24 protein-coding genes and 2 tRNA genes are annotated in these 26,173 nt (G+C 68.6%); 13 read left to right on the top strand and 13 right to left on the bottom strand.

The annotated features are described in order from the left end of the window. The first annotated feature begins 109 nt into the window (after positions 1–109). Positions 110–1,552 carry an adenylosuccinate lyase gene (purB, locus tag RF637_RS00180; protein ID WP_368843844.1) on the top strand — a complete coding sequence of 481 codons (1,443 nt, stop codon included), beginning with the start codon at positions 110–112 and terminating at the stop codon, positions 1,550–1,552. 203 nt (positions 1,553–1,755) lie between these two features. Here the strand turns inward: purB and RF637_RS00175 are convergent, their stop codons facing one another. From RF637_RS00175 to manA, 5 genes are all read right to left on the bottom strand, one after another. Continuing rightward, on the bottom strand, positions 1,756–2,919 hold the full coding sequence (locus tag RF637_RS00175; RefSeq protein ID WP_368843843.1) for a hypothetical protein: 1,164 nt from the start codon (positions 2,917–2,919) through the stop codon (positions 1,756–1,758). 38 nt (positions 2,920–2,957) lie between these two features. Beyond that, positions 2,958–3,296, bottom strand: coding sequence for an acylphosphatase (locus tag RF637_RS00170; RefSeq protein WP_084118079.1), 339 nt, complete (start codon positions 3,294–3,296; stop codon positions 2,958–2,960). Positions 3,297–3,552: 256 nt separating this feature from the next. After that, complete coding sequence (locus tag RF637_RS00165; protein WP_167318038.1) at positions 3,553–4,215, bottom strand: SDR family oxidoreductase; 663 nt, start codon at positions 4,213–4,215, stop codon at positions 3,553–3,555. A gap of 199 nt (positions 4,216–4,414) precedes the next feature. Then, on the bottom strand, positions 4,415–4,966 hold the full coding sequence (locus RF637_RS00160; RefSeq protein WP_085106110.1) for a TetR/AcrR family transcriptional regulator: 552 nt from the start codon (positions 4,964–4,966) through the stop codon (positions 4,415–4,417). Positions 4,967–5,062: 96 nt separating this feature from the next. Next, complete coding sequence (manA, locus tag RF637_RS00155; RefSeq protein ID WP_085106259.1) at positions 5,063–6,262, bottom strand: mannose-6-phosphate isomerase, class I; 1,200 nt, start codon at positions 6,260–6,262, stop codon at positions 5,063–5,065. Positions 6,263–6,341: 79 nt separating this feature from the next. On the opposite strand from manA, the gene RF637_RS00150 reads away from it, so the two are divergent. Beyond that, positions 6,342–7,751, top strand: coding sequence for a phosphomannomutase/phosphoglucomutase (locus RF637_RS00150; RefSeq protein ID WP_368843842.1), 1,410 nt, complete (start codon positions 6,342–6,344; stop codon positions 7,749–7,751). A gap of 152 nt (positions 7,752–7,903) precedes the next feature. Here the strand turns inward: RF637_RS00150 and RF637_RS00145 are convergent, their stop codons facing one another. The 3 genes from RF637_RS00145 to RF637_RS00135 form a co-directional block, all read right to left on the bottom strand. Then, positions 7,904–9,094, bottom strand: a complete 1,191-nt coding sequence (locus tag RF637_RS00145) for a globin domain-containing protein (protein WP_368835152.1) — start codon at positions 9,092–9,094, stop codon at positions 7,904–7,906. A gap of 56 nt (positions 9,095–9,150) precedes the next feature. Next, the gene (locus RF637_RS00140) at positions 9,151–9,639 is read right to left on the bottom strand and encodes an Rrf2 family transcriptional regulator (RefSeq protein WP_368835153.1); all 489 of its coding nucleotides are present in this window, start codon (positions 9,637–9,639) and stop codon (positions 9,151–9,153) included. Between the two features lie 127 nt (positions 9,640–9,766). Further along, positions 9,767–11,632, bottom strand: coding sequence for a phosphoenolpyruvate carboxykinase (GTP) (locus RF637_RS00135; protein WP_368844079.1), 1,866 nt, complete (start codon positions 11,630–11,632; stop codon positions 9,767–9,769). A 314-nt stretch (positions 11,633–11,946) separates the two neighbouring features. Between RF637_RS00135 and RF637_RS00130 the strand changes: the two genes are divergently transcribed. Then, positions 11,947–12,019 (top strand) — tRNA-Arg (locus RF637_RS00130). A 96-nt stretch (positions 12,020–12,115) separates the two neighbouring features. Then, on the top strand, positions 12,116–13,285 hold the full coding sequence (locus tag RF637_RS00125) for a DUF1524 domain-containing protein (protein WP_144997165.1): 1,170 nt from the start codon (positions 12,116–12,118) through the stop codon (positions 13,283–13,285). 80 nt (positions 13,286–13,365) lie between these two features. Here RF637_RS00125 and RF637_RS00120 read toward each other — a convergent pair whose 3' ends face one another. From RF637_RS00120 to upp, 3 genes are all read right to left on the bottom strand, one after another. Continuing rightward, on the bottom strand, positions 13,366–13,887 hold the full coding sequence (locus tag RF637_RS00120) for a histidine phosphatase family protein (RefSeq protein WP_167318033.1): 522 nt from the start codon (positions 13,885–13,887) through the stop codon (positions 13,366–13,368). Positions 13,888–13,980: 93 nt separating this feature from the next. Next, positions 13,981–14,781 carry a winged helix-turn-helix domain-containing protein gene (locus RF637_RS00115; RefSeq protein WP_144997161.1) on the bottom strand — a complete coding sequence of 267 codons (801 nt, stop codon included), beginning with the start codon at positions 14,779–14,781 and terminating at the stop codon, positions 13,981–13,983. A 232-nt stretch (positions 14,782–15,013) separates the two neighbouring features. After that, positions 15,014–15,649 carry a uracil phosphoribosyltransferase gene (gene upp / locus RF637_RS00110; protein WP_064845136.1) on the bottom strand — a complete coding sequence of 212 codons (636 nt, stop codon included), beginning with the start codon at positions 15,647–15,649 and terminating at the stop codon, positions 15,014–15,016. A 156-nt stretch (positions 15,650–15,805) separates the two neighbouring features. Here upp and RF637_RS00105 point away from each other — a divergent pair, with 156 nt between their 5' ends. The 5 genes from RF637_RS00105 (at position 15,806) to RF637_RS00085 (ending at position 19,380) form a co-directional block, all read left to right on the top strand. Next, positions 15,806–16,735, top strand: coding sequence for an ABC transporter ATP-binding protein (locus tag RF637_RS00105; protein WP_368843841.1), 930 nt, complete (start codon positions 15,806–15,808; stop codon positions 16,733–16,735). Continuing rightward, on the top strand, positions 16,732–18,015 hold the full coding sequence (locus RF637_RS00100; protein WP_367402670.1) for an FtsX-like permease family protein: 1,284 nt from the start codon (positions 16,732–16,734) through the stop codon (positions 18,013–18,015). The genes RF637_RS00105 and RF637_RS00100 overlap by 4 nt, the downstream gene beginning before the upstream one ends. A 54-nt stretch (positions 18,016–18,069) precedes the next feature. After that, complete coding sequence (locus tag RF637_RS00095) at positions 18,070–18,738, top strand: hypothetical protein (protein ID WP_312795040.1); 669 nt, start codon at positions 18,070–18,072, stop codon at positions 18,736–18,738. 51 nt (positions 18,739–18,789) lie between these two features. Next, the gene (gene tadA / locus RF637_RS00090; RefSeq protein WP_064845140.1) at positions 18,790–19,227 is read left to right on the top strand and encodes a tRNA adenosine(34) deaminase TadA; all 438 of its coding nucleotides are present in this window, start codon (positions 18,790–18,792) and stop codon (positions 19,225–19,227) included. A gap of 63 nt (positions 19,228–19,290) precedes the next feature. Beyond that, a tRNA-Ser gene (locus RF637_RS00085) sits at positions 19,291–19,380 on the top strand. Between the two features lie 67 nt (positions 19,381–19,447). On the opposite strand, the gene RF637_RS00080 is transcribed toward RF637_RS00085, so the two are convergent. Further along, a complete protein-coding gene (locus RF637_RS00080) occupies positions 19,448–20,221 on the bottom strand; it encodes an enoyl-CoA hydratase/isomerase family protein (RefSeq protein ID WP_368843840.1) in 774 nt (257 codons plus the stop codon). A 14-nt stretch (positions 20,222–20,235) separates the two neighbouring features. After that, a complete protein-coding gene (locus RF637_RS00075) occupies positions 20,236–21,840 on the bottom strand; it encodes a fatty acyl-CoA synthetase (protein ID WP_368843839.1) in 1,605 nt (534 codons plus the stop codon). 282 nt (positions 21,841–22,122) lie between these two features. Here RF637_RS00075 and RF637_RS00070 point away from each other — a divergent pair, with 282 nt between their 5' ends. The 4 genes from RF637_RS00070 to RF637_RS00055 all read left to right on the top strand — a co-directional run bounded on the left by RF637_RS00070 (position 22,123) and on the right by RF637_RS00055 (position 26,052). Further along, a complete protein-coding gene (locus RF637_RS00070) occupies positions 22,123–23,175 on the top strand; it encodes a flavin reductase family protein (protein ID WP_368843838.1) in 1,053 nt (350 codons plus the stop codon). 78 nt (positions 23,176–23,253) lie between these two features. Further along, complete coding sequence (locus tag RF637_RS00065) at positions 23,254–24,372, top strand: fatty acid desaturase (protein ID WP_368835161.1); 1,119 nt, start codon at positions 23,254–23,256, stop codon at positions 24,370–24,372. A gap of 331 nt (positions 24,373–24,703) precedes the next feature. Further along, a complete protein-coding gene (locus RF637_RS00060; RefSeq protein ID WP_368843837.1) occupies positions 24,704–25,525 on the top strand; it encodes a thioesterase family protein in 822 nt (273 codons plus the stop codon). A gap of 200 nt (positions 25,526–25,725) precedes the next feature. Next, positions 25,726–26,052: a 2Fe-2S iron-sulfur cluster-binding protein gene (locus RF637_RS00055; RefSeq protein WP_085106094.1), complete on the top strand. Its 327-nt coding sequence runs from the start codon at positions 25,726–25,728 to the stop codon at positions 26,050–26,052. Positions 26,053–26,173 lie beyond the last annotated feature (121 nt).

Below are 26,173 nucleotides of genomic sequence, written 5' to 3'. Positions count from 1 at the left end.
TGTGCTCGGGCGGCCCCGGAAGCATGTGTATCCACGCCCTGCTCGGCCATCCCGAGGACCGCGGTGCAGGACGTTCACCGCGGCGAGGGGCGCCCCGGCGCGTGAAAGAATGAGGGCCATGTCGAACACCGCGCAGACCCTCCCCTCCGGACGTGTGGCCCTGAGCCAGCAGTCACCCGCCATCGCGCTGGGACCGCTGGACGGCCGTTACCGCCCCCAGACCGCCGTGCTGGTGGACTACCTCTCGGAAGCGGCGCTGAACCGCGAACGGGTGCACGTGGAGGTCGAGTGGTTCATCCACCTGTGCGAGCAGCGAGCGCTCACAGGTCTGGAACCCCTCTCGGATGAGCAAAAGAGCGGTCTGCGCGCAATCGTCGCGGACTTCGACGCCGCGTCGGTCGCGGAACTGGCTGAGATCGAGGCCGTCACGGTGCACGACGTCAAGGCGGTGGAGTACTACATCGGGCGCAGGCTGCCGGGGCTCGGCCTCGAGCACCTGACGCCGCTCGTGCACTTCGCGTGCACGTCCGAGGACATCAACAACCTCTCCTACGCGCTCGGCATCCGCGATGCGATCAACCACGTGTGGTTGCCCGCGGCGCGCGAACTGGTCGCGGCGGTGGCCACGATGGCGCGGAACGCGAAGGCCACCCCCATGCTGTCTCACACCCACGGCCAGCCGGCCACGCCCACGACCCTGGGCAAGGAACTCGCAGTGTTCGCGCACCGCCTGGGCCGCCAGGTGCAGCGCGTGGCGGACACCGAGTTCCTGGGCAAGCTCAACGGCGCCACCGGGACGTTCGCAGCGCACACCGCCGCGGCCCCGAACACGGACTGGCCCGAGACCTCCCGGTCCTTCGTGAGCCACCTGGGGCTCACGTGGAACCCGCTGACCACCCAGATCGAGTCCCACGACTGGCAGGCCGAGCTGTACGCGGACATGGCCCGGTTCAACCGGATCCTGCACAACCTCTGCACGGACGTGTGGTCCTACATCTCGATCGGTTACTTCCACCAGATCCCGGTGGAGGGTGCCACGGGCTCCTCGACCATGCCGCACAAGGTCAACCCCATCCGCTTCGAGAACGCGGAGGCCAACGCGGAGATCTCGTGTTCGCTGCTGGACACGCTCGCCGCAACCCTCGTAACCTCGCGGTGGCAGCGGGACCTCACGGACTCCTCGTCCCAGCGCAACATCGGGGTGGCGTTCGGTCACTCGTTGCTGGCGGTGTCCAACGTGCTCAAGGGCCTCGACCGCCTGGACGTGGCGCAGGAGGTGCTCGCCGAGGACCTGGACCAGAACTGGGAGGTCCTGGGCGAGGCCGTGCAGACCGCCATGCGTGCCGAGGCCATTGCGGGCCGCGAGGGCATGGACAACCCCTACGAGCGGCTCAAAGAACTCACCCGCGGCCACCGCGTGGACGCCGACCGGATGCGCGAGTTCATCGCGGACCTCGGCCTCTCCGAGGACACCGCCCGGCGCTTGAGCGAGCTGGGCCCCGGGCAGTACACGGGCCTGGCCGAGCAGCTCGTGGACCGTTACCTGGACTGAGCCGTCGGCCCGGCCCGACGCCGCCCGGTCCCGCCCCCGGAGCGGCTCCGGGCAGGGCCGAGGCAGCACCAAACACCTGTGTCCCGGAACAGCACGCTCCACGCGTGATCACGTGCTGTTCCGGGACACAGATGTATTCGGGGGCCCGGCGGAACTCACGAGGGCCACCGGGCACCGCATGACCGCGCCCGGGGTTGTGCGCCCTACTTGCGCTTCTTCCGGCCCTTCGTGTCGGACTCCAGTTCCTTCCGATCACCGTCGGGGGAACCGTCCTCGAACTTCTCCGCGCGCTCACCCAGGGCAAGGTTGGGCGGGAACTCGTCCGGGAAATCCCCGAAGGCCTCGCGTGAGGCCTTGATGACCTGGCGGGCCATGGCCAGGTTGGCGCCGCCCCCCACCACGGCGCCCAGACCGAACGGCAGCGCGCGGCCCAGCACCGCGCCGGACTGGCGGGCCAGGAACCGCTTGACGAACATGTTGCGGATCGAGCGGCCCACGTCGAAGCGCTGGGAGCTGTCCGGGGACTTGCCGAGCATCAGGCCCCACTTGCTCGTGAGGCTCTTGCTCGCGGACGAGCTGGACAGCAACTGGCCCATGAGCGCGCTCCCGTCCTCGCCGAGCATGAGCGCCATGATCATGGTCCGGTTCTGCTGCTCGTCCTTGGGCTCCACCCCGTGCAGTTCGGCCATGGCTTGCGCGTACAGGGCCGTAGCCTCCAGGTAACCCGCCACGGCGGCGGAGGACAGCCCGAGGGACGCGATGGTGCCGATCCCGGGGACCGCCGCGGTAGCACCCACGGCGCCGCCGCCCACGGTCACGGAGCGCAGGTAGAGCTTCTCGGCGCGCTTGGCGATCTGGGCGGGCGTCTCCTTGGGGTGCTGCGCACGCTCCCGCTTGAGCGCCTTGACCACCCACGGCTGTTGGATGCGCAGCACATGGTCCAGGAACTTGTTGACACCGGGCTTGGGTTTGCCGTTCTCATCGAACGCCTTGTTCAGGGGGTTCAAGTCCATCAACGACCACTCCTCGAAACGGGTTGGGGGTGTTCGGCGGGTACCGCCGAACACATCAGCACTACTATTCCACAGCGCGCAGCGCTTTCGGCGTGCCCGACCCCCGGCGCCTATCATGCGCGCGGCCGACGACGCCGCCACGGCCCCGTCCCACGCGCGGCTCACACCGGAGTCCTGCCACCGCATGGCCGCGAGCAACATCATGGGCAGCTGCTCGAAACCGCCCACCGTCTCGATCTTCAGTGTCACGTCCTTGGACGTGGCATCGAGCTCGGACAGCTGTTCCAACAGATCCGCGACATCGTCCGCGCTGCGCACGAAGGACATGTTCAAGAGGTCCGCGTGCCGCGCCACGAAACGCAGATCAACGGCAGGTGAACTCCGCCCGCGGGTCAGTGCGTGCTGAAGTCGGTGAACGCCCCCGTGGGCGGGCCGAAGTGCTCGTCCACGGTGATCACCGCACCAGGGGTGTCCCGGGAGATGAGCGCCTGCAGCAGCTCACCCACGGCCCAGCGCGGACCCTCGGCCACAACGGTCACGGTGCCGTCCGGGTTGTTGGTGGCACTTCCTACGAGTCCCAGTTTCTCGGCCTGGCGCCAGCACCAGTAGCGGAACCCCACGCCCTGCACGGTCCCGTGCACCACGGCGGTGAGGGCGAGGGTCCCGTTCAGGTCCAGCTTGTCCTGATTGCGGCCGGCTGACGCGGCGGGATGAATCGACGGCATCTCCATGCGCCCAGCCTAGAAGACCCCAGCCTGGAAGACCCCGGTCGCAGCCACCCGGCAGACAGGGCCCGCAGGTCGGGAGCGGCTATCACGACCGGGCACCGGGGCCGACTGTCGGGCCGAGCTGCCGGAGCCCGAACCATCAGGGCCTGATTCGCGGGGCCCGATCTGCCGCGACCGGGCGTGAAAAATCGCCCGGCCCACGCGGACCCCGGTGGGGCCCGCCACGGACCGGGCGATCACGACTGACAAAGGCTGCAGATCAGCCCAGGTTCTCGAGCGCCTGTGCGATCGGGGTGTCACCGTCAGAGAACTCGATGAACTTCCTGGCGGTACCCCGCGGATCGGCGAGCACCCGGGCGGCCACGAGGGCCACGTTGCCGCGTGCCGTCTTCTTCTCGTCGTCGCTGCCGGCGCGGCCCAGCGTGATCTCCCCCGAGGGGTCGTCGTCGGTGAGCGCCCCGGGGCCCAGGATGGTCCACTCGAGGGAGCTCGCGCGCAAGTGGTCGTCCGCGTCCGCCTTGGACTGCGCGTAGGAGTAGAAGTCGTTGTCCTCAGGGACCCCGTGGTCCTGCCCGGCGCCCATGTAGGACACCATGACGTAGTGCGTGACGCCGGCGGCCTGCGCGGCATCCATGGAACGGATCGCGGCGTCCCGGTCCACGGCATACGTGCGCTCGGGGTCGCCCCCGCCCGCGCCCGCGGACCACACGACGGCGTCCTGGCCGGAGAACAGCTCCGTCATGGCCTCAACATCCAACTCCTGGACGTCCGCGACGACCGGTGTTGCCCCGGTGTTCTCCACGTCCTGGCTCTGCTCCCGCTTGCGGATCACCGCGTTGACGGTGTCCCCCTGCGTGGACAGCAATCGGCTCAGCTGCAGCGCCACCTTGCCGTGGCCACCGATGATCGTGATCTCGGACATTGCGGGTCCTTCCTGTCGGAACGGGTGTCGCGGGGACAGCGCGTGCCCCCGACATCCAGTACAGCATGCGTCAGCGGCGGATTATTCCGAACCCCCGGGGCCCACCCGGTCCCCCTGCCGCCGCGCGATATGGGGGTCCTCCGCGCCCGGCGGGGCCGGAACGCCTCGGCCTCACGGGCCCGTCACACCCTGCGGGACCTCAGTTCTCGAGGCCGCCGTTGGCGAGGCTCGCGTTGAGCACCCGGGCGAGGGTCGACAGGTCTGCGTCCTGCTGTTCGGCGAGTGCGTCCGCGAGCACGCCCAGTAGGCCGTGGACCACGAACCGGTCCCGGATCTCGACGACGCCGCGGTCCTCCCCGCTCTCGCGATCCTCCCGGAGGCTGCGCAGACCCGTCATGGCGTGTTCCGCGACCGCCCCACGTGCCAGGGAGGGACCGGGCCCGCACAGCATGGCCCGGTAGAACTCCTGGTGCTCGTCCAGGTGCGCCACGAGCGGGGGCAGGACCAGGTCCAGCGGACTGGCCTCGCGGTTCTGCAGGGCGCTCGGGGCCAGGGGGAGGCGGGCCAGCAAGGATTGCGTGGCGCCGAGCAGCACCTGGTCCCGCGAGCCGAAGTTCTCGTACACGGCCTTGCGGCTGACCCCCGCGGCCTGCGCGATCTCGGTCATCCCCACCTGGGAGCCCCGGCGCGCGACCAGTTCGACGGCGGCTTCCACCACGGCCGCACGGGTGCGTTCGATCCGCCGGTCCATGTGCGCTCCAATGTCAGGGTCGTAGAAAGGGTGCCCATCCATTGAACGCTCAAACAGGAAATTACGCGACAACCTAAAGGGTGAGACCCGAAAACCTCAGCGCGCGGGCGTAACCGCCTCCACGAGGAACACGCGCCCGTCCCCGCTCAGGGTCACCGTGCTCGGGGTCTCCAGGCAGATCAGGGACTCGCCCGATGTCGCTCGCGCACCCTCCGCGTCCGCGTCACCAGCAGAGCGCGCGGAGACCTCCACGTCCCCCTCGGTCACGAGCACCATGCACACCCCCGCGAGCTCCCGGGTGACGGGGCGCTGCGGGCTCACGCGCACCGCGGCCAGGGAGAGAGCGGGGTCCCACAGCGTGTACCGCACCACGCCGTCCTCGGCCTCGCGCGGTTCCAGGACGCTCACGGGTTGCTGGGCGGTGGCCATGACCCTCAGCAGTTCCGGGACGTCCACGTGCTTGGCGGTCAGACCAGCGCGCAGCACGTTGTCCGAGCACCCCATGATCTCCACCGCGGTGCCGCTGAGGTACGCGTGCACCTGTCGGTCCGGGGTGAACAGGGCTTGGCCGGGGGCCAGGTGCACCATGTTCATACACAGAGCCACGAGCAGACCCCGGTCACCCGGGTAGTGGTGGGTCAACAACCGGATCAGGTGCGTCGCGCGTTCCACGGGATCCGCCTCCGCGGACAACCGGGGTTTGTCCGCGTCCTCGCCGCGGGGCGAGGTGGCCGGGGTGGTATCCACAGCGGTAACGCACGCGCGCACGGCGGCGGCAGCGGCGTCGTCGGCGAGCTCGAGCGCGTACTGCACGGGACACTCGGACGCCGCGGCGTCCGCGAGCCACGGGAGGTTTAGTTCCCGGGAGAGACGCTTCAGGTCGGCCCGATCCTGCTGACCCGCGAGCAACCACATGGGTGACAGCGCCACGACCGTCTCCGGTTTGGCGCGCTCGTCCTTGTAATTACGGTGCGCGGAGTCCCGCGCGACGCCCGCGGCGTTCTCCCGCGCGAACCCCTCACGGGCCTGTTCCTCGGACGGGTGCACCTGGATGGACAGCGGCGCCGCGATCGCGAGGATCTTCAGGAGGAACGGCAGGTCGGGGGCCACTTCGTCCAGGCCGCGCTGGACCCCGTCGAGGGTCACCCGGGACGGAGCGCTCGCGTGGGCACCCATCCACAGCTCGGCCTCGGGTTCCTCGGTGGGTGCGGAGCGCCCCTGCATGCCGGCGAGGACCGATCGCGATCCCCACGCGTAGTGCTGGATCGGATTGGTCATCCTCAAGAACTCGGCCATGTCGAACATGTAACCACAGCGCCCCGGAAAACGCCGGACTACCGGGGTTCACCGATCCCGCTCACGTAGAATCGGGACGGTGACCACAGATCTTTCCTCATCATTCAAGGCGTACGACGTCCGCGGCATCGTGGGCGAGAGCATCACCGCGGACAGCGTGCGCGCCACCGGTGCCGCGTTCGTGGACGTCCTGGGCCTGGCCGGCTCCGGGGTGGTCGTGGGTGGCGACATGCGCCCCTCTTCCCCCGAGTTCGTGGAGGCGTTCGCGGCTGGCGCCACTCGCCGCGGTGCGGACGTCACGGTGATCGGCAGCATCTCCACGGACGAGCTGTACTTCGCGTGCGGCACCCTGGACAGCGCCGGCGTCACCTTCACCGCGAGCCACAACCCGGCCGAGTACAACGGCATCAAGATGGCCAAGGCCGGAGCCGTCCCCGTCTCCTCGGACACCGGCCTGTACGAGATCCGCGACGTCGCGCAGCGCTACCTGCACGCCGGGGAGATCCCGGCCTCCGAGCACCGCGGCCAGGTCTCGCGTCGGGACGTACTGGGTGACTACGCCCATTACCTGCGCAGCCTGGTGGACCTCTCCGGGATCCGCCCCCTCAAGGTCGTGGTGGACGCGGGCAACGGGATGGCCGGGCTGACCACTCCGGCGGTGCTCGGGGACGCACTGTTGGACCCGCTGCCGCTCGAAATCGTCCCGCTGTACTTCGAGCTAGACGGCACATTCCCCAACCACCCCGCCAACCCACTCGAGCCCGCCAACCTCGAGGACCTGCAGCGGGCCGTGCGCGAGCACGGCGCGGACATCGGGCTCGCGTTCGACGGCGACGCCGACCGCTGCTTCGTGGTGGACCAGAACGGTGATCCCGTCTCCCCGTCCGCGGTGGCCGCGATCGTCGCCGAGCGCGAGATCACCCGGGCCCGCGCCGCAGGTGAGGACCGGCCCGTGGTGATCCACAACCTCATCACGTCCAAGGCGGTCCCCGAGCGGATCGAGGCCTCGGGCGGGCGTGCCGTGCGCACGCGCGTGGGCCACTCCTTCATCAAGGCGGTCATGGCCTCCGAGCGCGCCGTCTTCGGCGGTGAGCACTCCGCGCACTACTACTTCAAGGACTTCTTCAACGCGGACACGGGCATGCTCGCCGCGATGCACGTGCTGGCCGCGCTGGGTGAACAGGACGCGCCGCTGAGCGATCTCATGCGCACGTACGACCCCTACGTGGCCTCCGGGGAGATCAACTCCGAGATCGAGGACAAGGCCGCCGCGGTGGACCGCGTCCGAGCCCACTTCGCGGCCACGGACCCCGCCGTGCAGGTCGAGGACATGGACGGCACCACGTTCACCCACCCCGAGCAGGGCTGGTGGTTCAACCTGCGTCCGTCCAACACCGAGCCGTTCCTGCGGCTCAACGTGGAGGCCCCGGACGCCGCCACCATGGAGTCGGTGCGGGACACCGTCCTGCAGCTCGTGCGACAGGACTGAGCCCGCCGGGCGCCGCGGGTCCCACCTGCGGCGCCCCCGCTCGAAACGCCGTCCCCGGGCACCCGCCGCGGGCTGCCCGGGACGGCCCGGAGAACACGACGACGCCGCGCGGCCCAGGTGGCCACGCGGCGTCGCCGTCATGTCAGGGAGGCTCAGGCGTTCGCGGCGCGCGCCTCGTCGTGGAGCATCCACTGGTCGGGACCGAAGATCTCGTAGTGGATGTTGCGCCCCGGCATACCCTTCTCGATGAGCTGCGAGCGCAGCGCCTTCATGAAGGGCAGGGGGCCGCACATGAACGCGTTGGTGTCCTCGTCCACGTCCAGGTCCACGTCCGTGATGTTCATGAAGCCCTCGTGGTCGCCCTCACCGGGGGTCTCCATCCACGTGATCATCGTGGCGTTGGGCAGGCTGTCCACGAGACGCTCCATGATCTGGCGGCCGGGCCAGCGCTCCTTGGAATGATCCGCGTGCAGCACGGTGACCTTGCGCTGCGAACCCTCCTTGGCCAGGCGGTCCAGGAACGCGACGATGGGCGTGGTGCCGATGCCTGCCGAGACCAGCACGAGCGAGCCGTGGCCCTCGTCCAACACCACGTCACCGTAGGGGTTGGAGATCTCCAGGACGTCGCCCTCGTTGATGTCCTCGTGCAGGATGGGCGTGACCTCGCCTTGGGGATCCTTGCGGATCACCACGCGGCGATGGCCCTCTTGGGACGGCACCAGCGTGAACTGGCGGGGCTGGCGGATCCCGTCCTTGACCTTGACCTGGATGGTCACGTACTGACCGGGGATGGGGCGGGTCAGCGGGGTGTCGTCCGCGGGTTCGAACTCGAACGCCACCACGCCCTCGGCGATGTCCTCCTTGGACACGAGCTTGAAGGGCGCGAACATGACGTCGTTGGCCTGCTGGCCGTAGAGGCCCTTCTCGAGCTTGATCAGCGCATCCGCCATGAGCCAGTACACCTCGTCCCACGCGGCCACAACCTCGGGGGTCGCGGCGTCACCCAGGTCCGCGGCGATGGCCCCGAACAGGTGCTCGTGGACGGTGGGGTACTCCTCGGGCAGCAGCCCCAGGGACGCGTGCTTGTGGGCCACGCGCGAGAGCACCTCGTCCGGGTAGGAGTCCGGGTGGTTGAGCAGGTGCGAGGCGAAGGCCACGATGGAACCGGCAAGCGCCTGCGGCTGGGTGCCGTTCTTCTGGTTGGAACGGCTGAACATGCCGTCCAGCAGATCGGGGCGGGCGTTGAACATGGACTTGTAGAACTCGGGGGTGATCGCGGGGATCCGATCGGCGATCACGCCGATGGTTTGCTCGATGACCGGGCGGGACTTCTGGGACAGCATGATGATTTCCTCTCATCGCGGTGTGACGAGAGTCAATTTAGCATTTGAAATGCACGTTAAAGAACCGACGCGCCATCCCTGGCGGCGGGGGTTCGCACGCTCGGGGGACGCAGCCCCAGTTGCACTGCGATGGGGCCCACCTGGCGGGGATTCACGAGGTCCGCGATGGTGATGCCGTCCAGTTCCCGGTAGAAGGCCTCACGCGCCCCGGCCAGGGCCCGGCGCAGCCGGCAGCCGTGGTTGAGCGGGCATGCGACCTCGTCCGCCTCGCACTCCACGATCGCGGTGTCCGCCTCCAGGATCCGCAGCACCTGGCCCACACTGGCCTCCCGGCCCTCGTCCGTGAGTATGACCCCGCCAGCGCGCCCGCGTTGCGAGCACAACAGGGACATCCCGCGCAGTTTGGCCACCGTCTTGGCCACGTGGTTGTAAGGCGCCCCCACGCCGTCCGCGATGCGCTGCGTGGACATCATGGTGTCCGGGGGCAGCCCTCCCATGAGCAGCAGCACCCGCAGCGCGATGTCCGAAAAAGCTGTCAGCCGCACAGTTGTCCCTTCGTCACCGGCCCGTCCTCAGCCCACCGATGACGACGCCGCGCGGCCGGTCTGGCCGCGCGGCGTGATCATACAGGATGGCCCCGGCCGCGTGACAACGCGGATCGGAAGACCGGCGTCAGCTGTTGCGCAACCGGTCCTCGAGCCCGGCGCGCTGTTCGAGAATCACCTCCGGCACGTCGCCGAGGCGCGCGAACCACTCGTCGATCCCGGGCAGTTCGTTGAGCCACTCGTCCTTGTCCACGCGCAGCGCGGCCTCGAGATCGGCGTCGGAGATGTCCAGGCCGGTCAGGTCCAGGTCCTCCTTGCCCGGGACCACACCCACGGGGGTCTCGTGTCCCTCCGCGGTGCCCTTGAGGCGTTCGACGATCCACTTGACCACGCGGGAGTTCTCCCCGAAGCCGGGCCACGCGAAACCGCCCTCCGGGGTGCGGCGGAACCAGTTGACGTAGTAGATCCGCGGCATGTTCTCCTCGCCCACGCGGGCGCCGGTATCCAGCCAGTGCTCCAGGTAGTCATTGGCGTTGTAGCCGATGAACGGGAGCATGGCCATGGGGTCACGGCGCACCACGCCCACGGCGCCCTTGGCGGCCGCGGTGGTCTCGGAGGACAGCGTGGCTCCCTGGAAGACGCCGTGTTCCCACCCGAAGGACTCGGAGACCAGAGGCACGGTCGTCTTGCGGCGGCCACCGAAGATGATCGCGGACAGCGGCACACCCTCGGGGTCGTCGTACTCGGGGGCCAGGATCTCGACCTGCTTGATGGGGGTGCAGAACCGGGAGTTGGGGTGCGCGGCGGGGCGGCCGGACTGGGGAGTCCAGTCGTTGCCCTTCCAGTCCGTGAGGTGCTCGGGGATGTCGTCGGTCATACCCTCCCACCACACGCCGCCGTCGTCGGTCAGCGCCACGTTGGTGAAGATGGTGTTGCCGCGTTCGATCGCCCGCATGGCGTTGGGGTTGGTGGACCACCCGGTGCCGGGTGCCACACCGAACAGGCCGGCCTCGGGGTTGACCACGCGCGGGGTGTGGTCCTTGCCGAAGCGGATCCAGGCGATGTCGTCCCCGACCATCTCGGCCTTCCAACCCTCGATGGTGGGCTCGAGCATCGCGAAGTTGGTCTTGCCGCACGCGGACGGGAACGCCCCCGCGATGTAGTGGGACTCCCCCTGCGGGTCGGTGATCTTGAGGATGAGCATGTGCTCAGCCAGCCAGCCCTCGTCATGGGCGATCGCCGAGGCGATGCGCAGCGCGTAGCACTTCTTGCCCAGCAGCGCGTTGCCGCCGTAACCGGAGCCGAAGGACCAGATGGCCCGGTCCTCGGGGAACTGCACGATGTACTTGGCGGGGTTGCACGGCCACGGCACGTCCTGTTCGCCGGGCTGCAGCGGGGCACCCAGGGAGTGGACGCACTCCACGAACTCCGCCTTGTCGCGGGACATCCTCTCGAGGACGGGCGTGCCGATCGTGGCCATGATCCGCATGGAGCACACCACATAGGGCGAGTCCGTGATCTCCACGCCGTACTGGGGCTTCTGAGCGTCCAGTGAGCCCATCACGAACGGGATCACGTACATGGTGCGACCGCGCATGGCCCCGTTGAAACGCTTGGTCAGCGTCTCCTTCATGGCCGTGGGGTCTTCCCAGTTGTTGGTGGGACCGGCACCCTTCTCGGTCTTGGTGCAGATGAACGTGCGCTCCTCCACGCGGGCCACGTCCTCGGGGTCCGAGAACGCCGCGAAGGAATTGGGGAGCTTCTCGTCCGAGAGCCGGACCAGGGTGCCCGCCTCCACCATGAGGTCGGTGAGCCGGGTCCACTCGGCTTCCGAACCGTCTGCCCAGTGGATGTGATCCGGCTGGGCCAGCTCGGCGATCCCACGCACCCAGTCCACGAGCTCCCGGTAATCCGTGGGGGGATTGTCCAGGGACTGCTGGACCTCGCGGTTCAGGGCGGTGGTCCCGGTGGTTGCTGTGCCGTTGTCAGCCATTGACATGTCTCCTCGTTGAGGCCGTCGTACGTGCCGCTTCCCGCCGAGGTGCGCCGTCCGTTCATGCTTGCCACGTCACTGTGGAACGGTTCCGGGGGCCGACCTCGCAGGGGGTTGCGCGCGGGTGTGCCTGGAGTCTATCGCGGGGGGCCCTTCCGGAACGCGAGTTACACCACATCGCGGCCCCGACCATACGGCTCGCACCGCCCAGCCGCCCCGGCACCGCGCGGGCACCACTCCGGCGCGATTTGTCGCCGGGCACCGGCGGGTGTAAGTTATTACCCGTTGCAAGGGCCTCGGTCGTTGCTTCAGGAGCGCCTGTAGCTCAACGGATAGAGCATCTGACTACGGATCAGAAGGTTGTAGGTTCGAATCCTATCGGGCGCACTTCTTGTCGGACCCCGCATCCCCCAGGATGCGGGGTCCTTCTCATTCACCGCCGCGCCTCGGTATCAGGATCGGCTCCAGGATCGAGGTACCGCCGTGTCCCCTCTCACGACCCCCGTTCGTCGTCTCACCCTGGGCGCCGCGGCGCTCGCGCTGGCCCTCACGGGGTGCGCGGCTCCCACCGATTCGGCGGCACCCTCCCCGTCCGCCTCCGCGACCACGAGCGCTGCGGCCCCGACGACGACGCCCGCCGCGCAGTCACCGTCCCCCACCCGGGGCGCGGAAGACGCGACGTCCCCCGCGGCGGCGGCGTCCCCGCAGGACGCCACCGATCACGCGGCGGCCGGGACCGCGCTGGCCGCGCTCGGGGACCTGCCCGTGAAGGGGCGCGCGCCCAAGACCGACTACTCGCGGGACCAGTTCGGCCCGCGCTGGGCGGACACCGATCACAACGGCTGCGACACTCGCAACGACATCCTGCGCCGGGACCTCACGGGGATCGCCGTCAAGCCGGGGACGCACGGGTGCAACGTGAGCTCCGGGGCGCTCGAGAGCCCGTACACCGGAGAGACGATCGACTTCGTGGCCGGGCAGACCACGAGCTCACAGGTGCAGATCGATCACGTGGTCGCACTGTCGGACGCGTGGCAGAAGGGCGCGCAGCAGCTCGACGCCGCGCGGCGCACCGAACTCGCGAACGACCCGCTCAACCTGCTCGCCGTGGACGGGCCGAGCAACAACACCAAGTCGGACGCGGACGCCGCCACGTGGCTGCCGCCGCGCACCGGCGAGCGCTGCGAGTACGTGGCCACCCAGATCGCGGTCAAGCAGCGCTACGAATTGTGGGTCACCGACGCCGAGAAGAACGCCATGGTGCGCGTGCTCGACACGTGCCCCGAGCAGCCGCTGCCCGAAGCGCGTCCCATCCCGGATCCCGCGGACTCACCCGTGGCTCCCGTGACCGAGGCGCCGGCTGCGCAAGCGGCAGCCGCCGAGGCGCCCTCGACTCCGGAGGCATCGGCTCCTGTGGCACCAGCTCCGGCCGCACCCGGTGCGGGCGCGGGATCCGATCCTGCGGACGGTGCCGTCGCGGAGGCCGAGGCGCCCGGTGCGGGAGCTCCGGGCGTTCCGGGTGCGGACGTCTACTTCTCGCGGTGCGCCGAGGCGCGCACGGCGGGGATGGCCCCGCTCTACGCCGGCACGCCGGGGTACCGTCCCGGCTTGGACGGCGACGGCGACGGCGTGGCCTGCGAGTCCAGGAGCTGAGCACCGGCTCGGGGTGAACTCCACACCCGAGGGGGCTCCGCATGAGCCCCATGCCCGCGGCGCATGGAACCGTGCGGGTTCTAAACCCCCGGGGTGTGGAAGCGCGTGAGGCGGGCGTCGGCGCCGTCGAGCACGGCCCAGTCCCCGGGGACCTCGAGCACCGCGGTGCCCCCGGTCGGGAAACCCGTGGCGGCATCCATCATGGCGTCCTGGTCCGAGTCACGAGAGGCCAGGCGCAGGATGGTGTCCAGCACCCCGGGCATGTGGGCGACCACCATGAGGGTGCGCACGGTTTCCGGGGCGTGGTTCACGGCCGCGATGATCTGCGCGTCGGTGGCGTCGTAGAGCCCGTCCCACAACTGCGGCGTGGGGGCCTTCTCCCCGAGTTCATGGCACACCCACGTGATGGTCTGGCGGGTGCGCAGCGCCGGGGACACCAGGATCATGTCCGGCGCGGCATGTTCGGCCAGCCACCGTCCCACGTCCGCGGCCTCACGGGCACCGCGCGGCGCCAGGGGGCGGTCGTGGTCCGGGACGTCCCGCGGGAAGTCCGCTTCCCCGTGCCGCATGATCACCAGGTGCTTGAGGTCGTGGGGTGCCATGGGCCCCAGTGTGTCACGGCGGGGTGCAGCCCGGTCACGGAAGCAACGCGACGGCGCGCTCCCGGGTGAGCGCGGTCTCGCGACTGAGGAGGATCAGATGGAGTACTCGGGCGCGGCCCACACGACGACCTCGGGGTGGTCGTAGAACCGGTACCCCTGACCGCGAACGGTGCGCACGGTGTTGGCCAAGCGACCCAGCTTAGAACGCAACCGCCGCACATGCACGTCGATCGTGCGCTCGGAGGGGACCTCCTCGGCGTCGCCCCACAGGCTGTCGAGCAGCTCGGTGCGACCCACGGTGCGGGTGCCGTTCTCCACGAGGTAGTTGAGCAGTTCGAACTCGCGGTGGGTCAGGTTCAGCAGCTCCCCGTCCAGGAACACTTCGCGGCGGGAGAGGTCGATCAGCACGCCCACCCGCTGACAGTCAATCGCGCTCCCGGCACCGGCCGCGGGCAGCGGCGCAATGGGTTCGATCACCGGGTCCGAGAACGTGGGGTCACCCAACGCGCTGCGCACGACTTCGAGGTCCGTACCTTCCGCGTGCACCGGGGCGAGGGCCACGGCGGCGTAGGAATCGGACTCGGGGACCGCGGAGCTGATGAACTGGCGGACGTCCTGCACGAGCTGCACGAGGTTGATCCCGCGGTCGGCGGCGGCTTGCTCGTCCACGCCCACGTAGATCACGAAGCCGCGGGCCTCGGTGGGCTGCTGCCCCGCGCCCGGTTGACGTTCCAGGCGTGAATCGGCACCGTGTTCGGCGGCGACGGAACGCAGGTGTCGGAAATCCTCAGCGGTCCCCACCATGCGATGCGCCCCGCGGGGTCGGGCCGTGGACTGGGCTCCACCCAGTCGGTGTCGCTGCGAGATGTGGACGTAACCCGGTGCGCCTGACATTCGAACCCCTGCCTCGTGATGCCCCCGTTCCCATGAATTCCCTGGAAAACGGCATTATCATCATGTTCTGCGACGCGCGGCTGGACTGGCAAGTAATATATGGGTTTTTTTCTCACATAGTGAGACCTACTCTTGATTCATGCGATCCCATGGCGAAATGGATTGCATTCTCGCCGAGATGAGGGGCTACTTCCCCGCTCGAGATGCTTTCCGAGAGCCGACGAGCGGGGCCTCAGTGCGCGACGCCGTACAGGCGGTCGCCCGCATCCCCGAGGCCGGGAACGATGTACGCGTTCTCGTCCAGTCGTTCGTCCACGGACGCCAGCACCACATTGACCTCGCTGTCGTCCAGTTCCCGGGTCAACCGGTCGAGGCCCTCGGGCGCCGCCAGCAAGCACACGCACGTGATCTGTTCGGCACCGCGGCGGTAGAGGAACTTGATGGCCTCGCTCAGCGTGCCACCCGTGGCGAGCATGGGATCGAGCACGTACACCTGACGGCCCGTGAGATCGTCCGGCAGCCGTTCGGCGTACGTGATGATGTCCAGCGTGGTGTCGTCACGCGCCATCCCCAGGAACCCGACCTCCGCGGTGGGGATCAACCGGGTCATCCCCTCGAGCATGCCCAGCCCCGCGCGCAGGATGGGCACGACGAGCGGCCGCGGGTACGCGAGCGCGATCCCCTGGGTCTCGGCCACCGGGGTCCGTACCGTGACCGGCTCCACGCGCACGTCCCGGGTCGCCTCGTACGCCAGCAGGGTGACCAGTTCCTCCACCAACAACCGGAACACCGGGGAGGAGGTGTCCTTGTCGCGCAGCACACTCAGTTTGTGGGCGACCAGGGGGTGATCCAAGACAGTGACTCGCATACCTCAGAATCTAGCAGCCGCCGCAGGGCCCGCGGACGTCACGGATTCATCACACGCCGGGGAAGATCAGCCGAGGGGACGAGGACGTGCCATAGGGTCATACGGGAGACTCGACATGGTTCTGCGCACGGCAATCCTCGGAAGGGACACCTGAATATGACGGCTCCGGTTCTCGAAACAGAGAATTTGGTCAAGATCTACGGCAGAGGAGAAACCCGCTTCGACGCCCTCAAGGGCATCAACCTGGAGATCGGCAAGGGCGAGTCCGTTGCGGTGGTGGGAAAATCCGGTTCGGGCAAATCCACTCTCATGCACCTGCTGGCGTTGCTGGACGCCCCCACGCACGGCGTCGTGGCCCTGGAGGGCAAGCCCACCGGAGATCTGAATGCCAAAGAACTTAACGAACTGCGCAATTCCGCGTTCGGTTTCGTGTTCCAGCAGTTCTTCCTGACCCCCAATCAGAGCGTGTTGGAAAACGTCACGCTCCCTCTGAAGATCGCAGGTGTTCCGGCCGGTGAGCGCAAACGCCGCGGCATGGAAGTCCTCGACCAACTGGACATGGCGGACAAGGCCGAGAACAAGGCCACCGATCTTTCGGGTGGTCAGAAACAGCGCGTGGTGATCGCGCGAGCCCTGATCAACGAACCCTCCGTGATCTTCGCGGACGAGCCCACCGGGAACCTGGACTCGGCAACGTCCCGGGTTGTGGAGGATATCCTCTTCGGGCTCAACCGGGACAAGGGCATCACCCTGGTGGTCGTGACCCACGATCTGGACCTCGCGCAGCGGTGCTCCCGGCAGATCTACCTCGTGGACGGGCGGATCGTACCGACCCCGGAGGCGGCCACGAACGACGTCGTCGATCGGCAGCCGCGCCGCGCCGCGCACCCGGCGGGCGCCGACGACGCCACCGGGACCGTCCGGATCACCGAGCCCACGACCGGCGAGATGATCACCCTCAGCGAGGCCGACGCCGCCGAGCTCACCCGCGCCGCCCAGGAACCTGCGCGGCCGGGCAAGCACGCCGCCCCTTGGGCCACCAACACCCCACACCGCCCGACCGACCAGCCAGGAGCCACCGCGTGAAATTCCTCGATCTGCTGCGCACGGCGATCGCCAACACGTTCCGGTCCAAGGCCCGCACCATCCTGACCGTGATCGCCATCTTCATCGGTTCCTTCACGCTCACGCTGACCTCGGGCATCGGCACCGGCGTCAACGACTACATCGACAAGACCGTGGCCGCGTTCGGTAACCAGAACGCCCTGTACGTCCAAAAGGTGTCCGAGCGCTCCACCCCCGGCTCCGGCCAAGAGGATGGGCCCACCGAGTACGACCCCGAGCGGGCCAATGTGCAGACGGGGTTCGGTTCGATCGCAGGGCTCACGGACGCCGACATCGACAAGATCAGGGATATCGACGGCGTGGAGTCCGTGGACCCCATGTACATGGTCACGCCCACCTACCTGGAGGCCCCCGACGGCAAGAAGTTCCAGCTGAGCCTGGGCTCCCCGGCGGAAGCGGAAGGGCTGCAGCTGGAGGCCGGTGAGACCCCGGACCGGTCCGCGGACGAGATCCTGCTGCCCGCCTCCTGGGTGGCGCCCCTGGGTTTCGACTCCAACGAGGACGCCGTGGGCAAAACCGTGACGATCGCCATGCGCAACGCCGCCGGCGAGACCCGAGCCTTCGACGTCCGGGTCTCCGGCATCAGCCAGGCCTCCCTCGCGGGCGCGTCCACCAGCCCCATTCCCTCGTCGGAGCTGAACAGGAAGCTGTACGAGTACCAGACCTCGGGCTCACCCCGGGAGATGCCCAACACGTACTTCACCGCCACGGCCAACCTGAGCGACAACGCCGAGGTGGGCCCCATCAAGTCCCAGCTCGCGGACGACGACATGCTGGGCGTAACGGTCGAGGACCAGCTCGGGATGTTCCGGGCCGTGATCAACGGGATCGTGTGGATCCTCAACTCCTTCGCGATCATCGCGCTGCTCGCGGCCGGATTCGGCATCGTGAACACGCTGCTCATGTCCGTCCAGGAACGCACCCGCGAGATCGGGCTCATGAAGGCCATGGGGATGAGCGGGGGCAAGGTCTTCGGCCTGTTCTCCCTCGAGGCCATCTTCATCGGTTTCCTGGGCTCCGCGATCGGAGCCGCCGTGGGCGTGGCCACCGGCAGCATCCTCAGCGGGGTCCTCTCCAACGGGTTGCTTTCCTCGCTGCCCGGGCTGAGTCTGTTCTTGTTCGACCCGCTCAAGATCGTGATCATCATCCTCGCGGTGATGTTCATCGCGTTCCTCGCCGGGACCATCCCCGCCATGCGGGCGGCCCGGCAGGATCCCATCAATGCCCTTCGATACGAGTAATCCCCCCACACTCACGCAGTATCACTCGCACGATGCACAGGAAGGACAGTCCTCATGAGCAACGACACCCCCAACAACAACCCGCACAACCCTCCGTACGGTGACCCGGGCGCGACCCAGCCCGTGCCGCCCCAGCCCCTCGGGCAGGGCGCAGTCAACGGCTCGCCCCAGGGGCAGCAGTACGGCATGACCGGCGGCAAGTACGGCACCTCGGAGTACAACCCCAACCAGTACACCGGCACCATGGGCCGCCCCTCCACGGTGGACAAGCTGCTCAAGCTGACCCTGGCGTCCCTGGGGCTCTACGTCCTCAACGGCATCATCGGCCTGATCGCGGCGAGCAGCGTGGACTACACCCAGATGTACCGCGACATGGGCCTGAGCACGGAAATGGCCGATCAGAGCGCGAGCCAGATGGCCATGACCACCGGCCCCGTCGCCAGCATCATCAGCCTGATCATCGGACTCGCGCTGTACTTCCTGGTCTACAACGGCCTGAAGAAGGGCAAGAACTGGGCTCGCATCCTGGGCACCGTCCTCGCGGCCATCGCCATCCTGAGCGGAATCTTCGGCCTGTTCGGTGTCTTCATCTACCCCGCGCCGTGGAACATCATCATGGCCATCCTGATGATCGTGAAGGTCGTGGTGGACATCCTGTGGATCGTGACCGCGTTCCGCGCCCCTACCTCCGCGTGGTTCAACCAGAACCGCGTCCAGCGCTGACACAGCGTGGCATTACCGCACACCGCCAGGTCCATCCAGCTCTCGGGCTGGATGGACCTGGCTCTGTCAGAGGCTCGCGCCACGGAAGGCACGGGGGACGTGCCGATCGGCGCCGTCGTCCTGGACCCGGACGGCCGGGTCATCGGGCGCGGGTACAACCGCCGCGAGGCCGACGGCGATCCCACCGCCCACGCCGAGGTCCTGGCCCTGCGGAAGGCTTCCCGCGCGCTGGGGTCCTGGCGGCTGGAAGGCTGCACCCTGGTGGTGACGCTCGAACCGTGCGCCATGTGCGCCGGGGCGATCGTGCTGGCTCGGGTGCCCACCGTGGTGTTCGGGGCATGGGACCCCAAGGCGGGGGCGTGCGGATCGGTGTTCGACATCGTGCGTGATCCGCGCCTGAACCACTGGGTGGAGGTCACGGGCGGGGTTCGCGAGGCCGAGTGCGCCGCCTTGCTGCACGAGTTCTTCCGGGGCCACCGCAACCCCTGAACCGGGCCGCGCCCAGCCCTGGTTTGGAGGGGTTGCGCCCCGGGCTGTAAAGTGCTGGGAGTTGGTGACGTGTCCGAGCGGCCGAAGGTGCATCACTCGAAATGATGTTTGGTGTCAAAGCCAACGTGGGTTCAAATCCCACCGTCACCGCCAAATGTCGAGGCCCCTGCCTCCCCGAATTTCCGGGGGAGCAGGGGCCTCGTTCATGACCGGAGCCGGTTCACCCCCGGCCCGCGAAGCCGTCCACGAGGGCCACGGACTCCGGAGTCCCGGAGCGCTCGGCGATCACGCTGATCTCCTCCGCCAGGTGGGTCTCGTACTCCGCGACGACGCCGCGGCGCAGCAAGCGCTTCGTGGACCCGTAGGAACCGGCGGTTTCCGCGATGAAACGGTCCTCCACCTCCGTCAATCGCTCGGCGAACTCCTCCGCCGAAACGGATTCAGCAGCAATCCCCCACTCGACCGCTTCCGTCCCGGTGAGCCGGCGACCCCCGAGGGTCAGTTCCACCGAACGTTGATGACCCACTGCGCGGGGCAGGAGATAGGACACACCGGTGTCCGGCGTCAGGCCGATCGCGGCGTAGGCGGCGAGCACGGTGGCGTCCTCCCGGATGAGCGCCCAGTCGGAGTTGAGGATCAGCCCCAGTCCGGCCCCGGCCGCCGTGCCATTGACCCCGGCGATGATGAGCAGCCGCGAGCGCACCATGGCCAGGGCCAGATCCCGGGCCGCGGAGGCGAGTTCCCGCAGGAACCCGGGACGCTCGGGGGCCGGACGACCGGCCATGCCCTTGACGTCACCGCCCGCGCTGAAGAACCGCCCCGAACCCGTGAGGGTCAGCACGTGGACGGTGGGATCGGCTTCCGCCCGTCGCAGGGCGGACAGTGTCTCGCGCGCGAGGTCCAGGTCCACGGCGTTGCCGGTGGCCGCGCGGTCCCACACGATCCGCACCACGCCGGCTCTGTGCTCCACCCGGACGGCATCGGGGTGTTCCACGGTGTCCTCCTGCCTCATACCGGGTTCGTCCGTTCCGCCCGCAGTTCGCGCTTGAGCAACTTGCCGGACTGGTTGCGGGGCAGCTCCGCGACGAAGTCCACACGCTTGGGCACCTTGTAATCGGCCAGGTGGGCCTTCACATGGGAGCGCACCGACTCCGCGGTGAGCTCCGATCCCTCCTTGGGGACGATCACCGCCGTGACGGCCTCGATCCACCGTTCGTCCGGGAGCCCCACCACCGCGACCTCGGCGACGTCGGGCAGCTCGTAGATGCAGTCCTCGATCTCGCGAGGAGCCACCAGGACACCCCCGGTGTTGATCACGTCCTTGATCCGGTCCACCACCTGAATGTACCCCTGTTCGTCCTGCACCACTTGGTCCCCGGAACGGAACCAGCCGTCCACGAACGCGTCCGCCGTGGCCTCTGGCTTGTTCCAGTAGTCGGTCAGCAGCTGCGGGGAGCGGTACTGGATCTCCCCTGGCTCCCCGGGTTGAGCGACCCGGCCCTCGGACGTGACCACCCGCGCCTCCACGTTGAACACGGGACGCCCACACGACGCCGGACGGGCGTCGTGCTCGGCGGGTGTCAGGACGGTGCACAGGGGCCCGAGTTCCGACTGCCCGAAGCAGTTGTAGAACCCGATGCCCGGATAGCGGGAGCGCAACCGTTGCAGCACCGTGACGGGCATGATGGACGCGCCGTACTGCGCCTTGCGCAACGACGACAGGTCCCGAGTCTCGAGGTCGGGGTGATTGCTCAGCGGCACCCATACGGTGGGCGCCAGGAACAGCGAACCCACGTGCTCCTCCTCGACCAGCTGCAGGATCTCGGCGATATCCGGTTTCCGGGTCAATCGCACCGCCGCCCCCAGAGCGAGGTAGGGCAGCAGGAACGCGTGCATGCCCGCCGAGTGGTAGAGCGGCATGGCCACGAGCGGACGGTCCTCCGCGGTCAGGTCCAGCGCGATGATCGCGGACGTGTACTCGGCCAACAGAGCGGCGTGCGTCATCATGGCGCCCTTGGGCGCGGACGTGGTGCCGGAGGTGTAAAGCAGCTGCAGCAGATCGTGGCCGCGCACCGTCACCCGGACGGCAGCGTCGTCGGCCCGGGGATCGAGCGCGGTCTCCTGAAGCGAGGTGTCGTCGTCCTCGCCGCCGGGCAGCATGGGCAGGACGCGTTCGACGGCGCGTGCTCTCCCGGAGTCCCGGACCTGCGCCACGAGCGGCAACAGTTCGGGATCGGCAATCACCGTGGTGGCCCCGGAGTCCTCGAGAACGTACGCGAGCTCGTCCCCTTTCAGCGCGAAGTTGACGGGGACGTGCACGAGCCCCGCTTGGGCGCACGCGAGGTACAGGATCGCGTAGACGTCCGAGTTCACGCCGAACGCCGCGACGCGCGTCCCCGGGGTCAGGCCCGCATCGGCCAGGCGGCGGGCGACCCGCCGGACCGCGTCCTCCAGCTCCCGGTACGACCAGCACCGGTCCTGGAAGAGCAACGCGGTGGCACCGCCGTTGCGCGACACGGCCCGTTGCAGCAGAGCCCCCACGGTGTCGGCGCGGGCCTCGCCCTGCGGTTCGTCCTCGGTGGATGGCGGCGTATGCGGTGCGGGATCGGTCATGGCGGGGTTCCCCTCATGGTCGGGTCCTCGGAGTCGGCGCGGATCCGGGGACGACGGCGCCCCCGGGTCCGCGCGCGTAGTAGCCACAGTGCCCAAGTGTGGGGGTGTTGTCCAGATCACGTCAGCTCCGCGCCACATCCGCCCTCCTCGAATATCTAGTGGAGCAAAAGCAGCTCGGGGTGCTCGGATGCTGCTTCTACTCGGTAAAAGCAGAGGGGTGCAGGGGCGCCCACATGCTGGACGCATATTGCACGTTTACTTACTAATAGGTAAAACTGGGGTATGGGCCACACCGGGATCAAGGGATTCTTTCGTGCAGCCGCTGGAATCCTGAGCTACCCCCAGGACCCGCGGTCCTTCGCGCAGGTCTTCGGCTCCCTGACGAGCGCACATTACACACGAGGCCGCATCACGCACGTGCGGCGCGAGACCCCCGACACCGTGACCCTGTTCTTCACCGCGGGTGAGGGGTGGATCCCGCACCGGGCGGGGCAGTGGGCGCGGATCGGCGTGGAAGTGGACGGGAAGCGGATCTGGCGTCCGTACTCCATCAGCGCCCCCGAACACGGTGACCCGTCGATCACCGTCAAAGCGCAGGGCCTGGTGTCCGAACACATCGTTGAGCGCGCCGCCCCGGGCAACGTGCTCTACCTGGAACGCCCCGAAGGACAGTTCCTGCTCCCGGACACCCCCACAGAATTGCTGTTCATGGTGGCCGGTTCCGGGATCACCCCGGTGATGTCCATGCTGCGGACCCTCATGCCGCGCAGGCCGGACCACGACGTCGTGCTGGTCTACGTGTCCCGGAGCCGGGAGTCGTGCATCTTCCACGACGAGATCCTGGAACTCGCGGACCAGTTCCCGGGTCTGCGGCCGGTCTTCTGGTTCACCGAGGAACGCGGCCGCCTCGACGCCTCCGACGCCGATGCCCTGGCCGAGCTGTGTCCTGATCACGCGGACCGGGTGACGTACGCGAGCGGCCCGGACTCGTTCGTCAGCGCCGTGGAGGACCTCTCGCGCAGCCACGGCGGCCCCCCCGTGGTGGAACGCTTCGATGTCACCAGGCAGTTCAGCGGCGGCCAACGCGGGGAAGTTTGGTTCACCCGTTCCGAGATGACCCTGGAGGTGGGCCCGGACGAAACCGTCCTGGAGGCCGCCGAACGCGCGCAACACCAGCTGCCCCACGGATGCCGTATGGGCATCTGCCACAGTTGTCTGGTTCCCTTGACGGACGGGGCCGTGACCAACATCCGCACCGGTGAGCTGCACCGTGAACCCGGTCCCGTCCAGACGTGCGTGACCCGACCCGCTCCCTACGCCGCGTTCGACGCCTGACGCCCACAGCCGGCGCCACTCGACTCGCCCTCCGGGAACGATCCACCCGGCGGCAACCCCCTCCCACGAAGGAACCCCATGACACTCGCACCCGCCGCCCACCACACGGCCACCACGGCCGTGACGAGTTCACCCCCGCGCCGCGATCCGCTGCGCCTCACGGAGGCCGAGCTCGCGGAACTCGCGGCCGATTTCGACGCCGTGCGTGACGAGGTCTTCTCCCGCCGCGGCCAGTCCGACGCCCAGTACATCCGCCGCGTGGTGGTACTGCAGCGCAGCCTGGAGATGACGGGGCGGGCCTGTCTGCTCTTCTCCCGTCACAAACCCCTGTGGTGGGCCGGTGTGGGGTGCCTGAGTGTGGGCAAGATCCTGAATAACATGGAGATCGGCCACAACGTGCTCCACGGGCAGTGGGACTGGATGAACGACAAGGAGATCCACTCGACCACGTGGGAGTGGGACTTCGTGGCGCCGTCGGCGGGCTGGCAGCGCACCCACAACGAGACGCACCACACGTGGACCAACGTGCTCGGCAAGGATCGGGACGTGGGGTACAACGTGCTGCGCATGGACCCCGATCAGCCATGGAAGCCCGTGAACCTGCTGAACCCGGTGATCAACCTGGGCCTGGCACCGGCATTCGAGTGGGGCATCGCGATCTACGACATCGAACTGGACCAGTTCCGGGCCGGCAGGAAGTCCGGGCGGGCCACGTTCGAGGACTTCAAGCGCGTGATGAAGAAGCTGGGCCGCCAGTCCGCCAAGGACTTCGTGTTCTCTCCGCTGCTGGCGTCCCTCACGGGTTCGGGGAAGGCGTCGCTTAAGGGGTTCCTGGCGGCGAACGTGATCCGCAACGTCTGGGCGCACGCGGTCATCTTCTGCGGCCACTTCCCGGACGGCGCGGAGACCTTCACGGAGGAGGACGTGCGCGACGAGACTCGGGGGCACTGGTACCGCCGCCAGGCCATGGGCTCGGCGAACATCGACGGTTCACGCCTCATGCACTTCATGAGCGGGCACCTCTCCTTCCAGATCGAACACCACCTCTTTCCGGACATGCCGTCCAACCACCTGGCGCGCATCGCACCCCGCGTGCGGGAGATCTGCCGTAAGTACGGCATCCGCTACACCTCCGGCCCCCTGCCCCGGCAGGTCTTCCAGGCGTGGCGCAAGGTGTGCCGGCTCGCGCTGCCCTGACGACGCCGCCACTCTCGGCCCCGGCGCTCGCATCTACCGGCTCCGAATTCCCAGTGGAGTAGAAGCAGCTCGGGGTGCCCGGATTCTGCTTTTACACCACTGGAGCAGCCACCCGCTGGGAGGACCGGGCGGGCGGTTGCCGGGCGGGTGCGCGGGTCGTGAGCCCGCGGGTGGGCGGGCAACTCGTCCTGCCCGGCACGCGTCGCAAGTCCGATAGGTGTTCCCGCGGCGCTCCCCTAGGGTGTATTCCGGCACACACTCGCATCGCGGGCGGCCATGTTCCAGGAACCGGACGCGGCCCCGCCCGCGGTCAGGACAGGCAGGAGCACGCATGAGTACCGAAGAAGCCCCCGGGCACCTGGGCGCCAACGGCGAGGACGTCCCGAACGCCCACTACGTGCGCACGAGCGATCATGGTTTCCGCACCACGGTGTACACGCAGGGAGCGTGGAGCCCCCTGGAACAGCACATGGCGGCGTCGTCCGGCCTGCTGGTACACGAGATCGAACGCAACCACCCGCGGGAGGACGTGCTGCCGGTGCGTTTCTCCTTCGACATTCTGGGGGTCATCCCCGGTGGTGAGATCGAGGTGCACACGCGTGTGCTGCGCCCGGGCAGGACCATCGAGTTGGTCGAGGCGACCATGAGCGCCGGCGGGCGGGACTGCATCCGGTTGAGCCTGTGGCGGCTGAAGACCTCGGACACCCAGGACGTGGCCGGTGGGGAGATCGAGCCGCTGACCCCCGTGGAGCAGTGCGAGCCGGTCAATATGTCCGAGGCGTGGGGCGGCGGGTTCATCAGCTCCGTCGAGGCACGTACCGCCCGGCGGCCCCGACCCGGCAACGGCGCGGGCTGGCTGCGGATCACCAAGTCGGTGGTCGAGGGCGAGGAGTCCTCCCCCACCGCCCGGTTCATCAGCTCGGTCGACGCCGCCAACGGGATCGCTCCGCGCGCGGAGATCGGACCGTGGGCGTTCCCCAATGTGGACCTGAGCATCCACATGTTCCGCGCCCCGGTGTCCTCGTGGGTGGGACTCGACACCCGGGTGGAGTTCGGCGGGGACGGCGCGGGCCTGACTCATTCGGAGCTGTTCGACGAGCACGGTCCGATCGGTCGGGTGGCCCAGGCGCTGACCCTGCGCCGGACGAGCTGAGAAGCTGGTGGCCCGCCAGGACTTGGGCGGGCCGGAACCGCCCGGCTCCGCCGGGGGTTGAGCAGGGGCCGGGCGGGTACGGGTCTCATCACACTTCGCCACGCGATGTCCCCGGAGTTGACGCCCGATCATAGAATGGCCGCTAGTTCCCAGTAATCCGCAACATCCGGACGGGGTAGAACCCCAGGAGGTCCAGCCGCGTGAGCAGCATCCTGATCAATGTGACCAACCGCGAGGGCGAGCGCACCGAGGGCGTCGAGTGGAAGGACTACGAGACGCTCATGGAGTGCCTCACCCGCCACAAGTTCCCGATCCTCGCCACGTGCGGCGGCAACGCCTCGTGCTCCACGTGCCACTCGTACCTGGACCAGGACACGTTCGTGAAGACGGGCGGGACCAACGAGGAGGAGGAAGACCTCCTGGAGATGCTGGACGACACCCGCCACGACAACTCCCGGCTCACGTGCCAGGTGGAGTGGTCCGAGGACCTCGCGGGCGCGGAGATCACGATCGCCCCCGAGTGGTGATCGTCCGCCGCTGACGCGGTGGCAGCACGACACCGCCGCCCCGGCCCGGCGGTGTCGTCACCGGCGGCCTCGTGACCGGTGACACGAGTTGGTAACGCGGCGCCGCGTGGGTGAAAGTTGG

It is taken from the genome of Kocuria sp. CPCC 204721 (assembly GCF_040980945.1).
Taxonomy (GTDB): domain Bacteria; phylum Actinomycetota; class Actinomycetes; order Actinomycetales; family Micrococcaceae; genus Kocuria; species Kocuria marina.
This window is presented reverse-complemented; position numbering and strand designations above follow the sequence as displayed.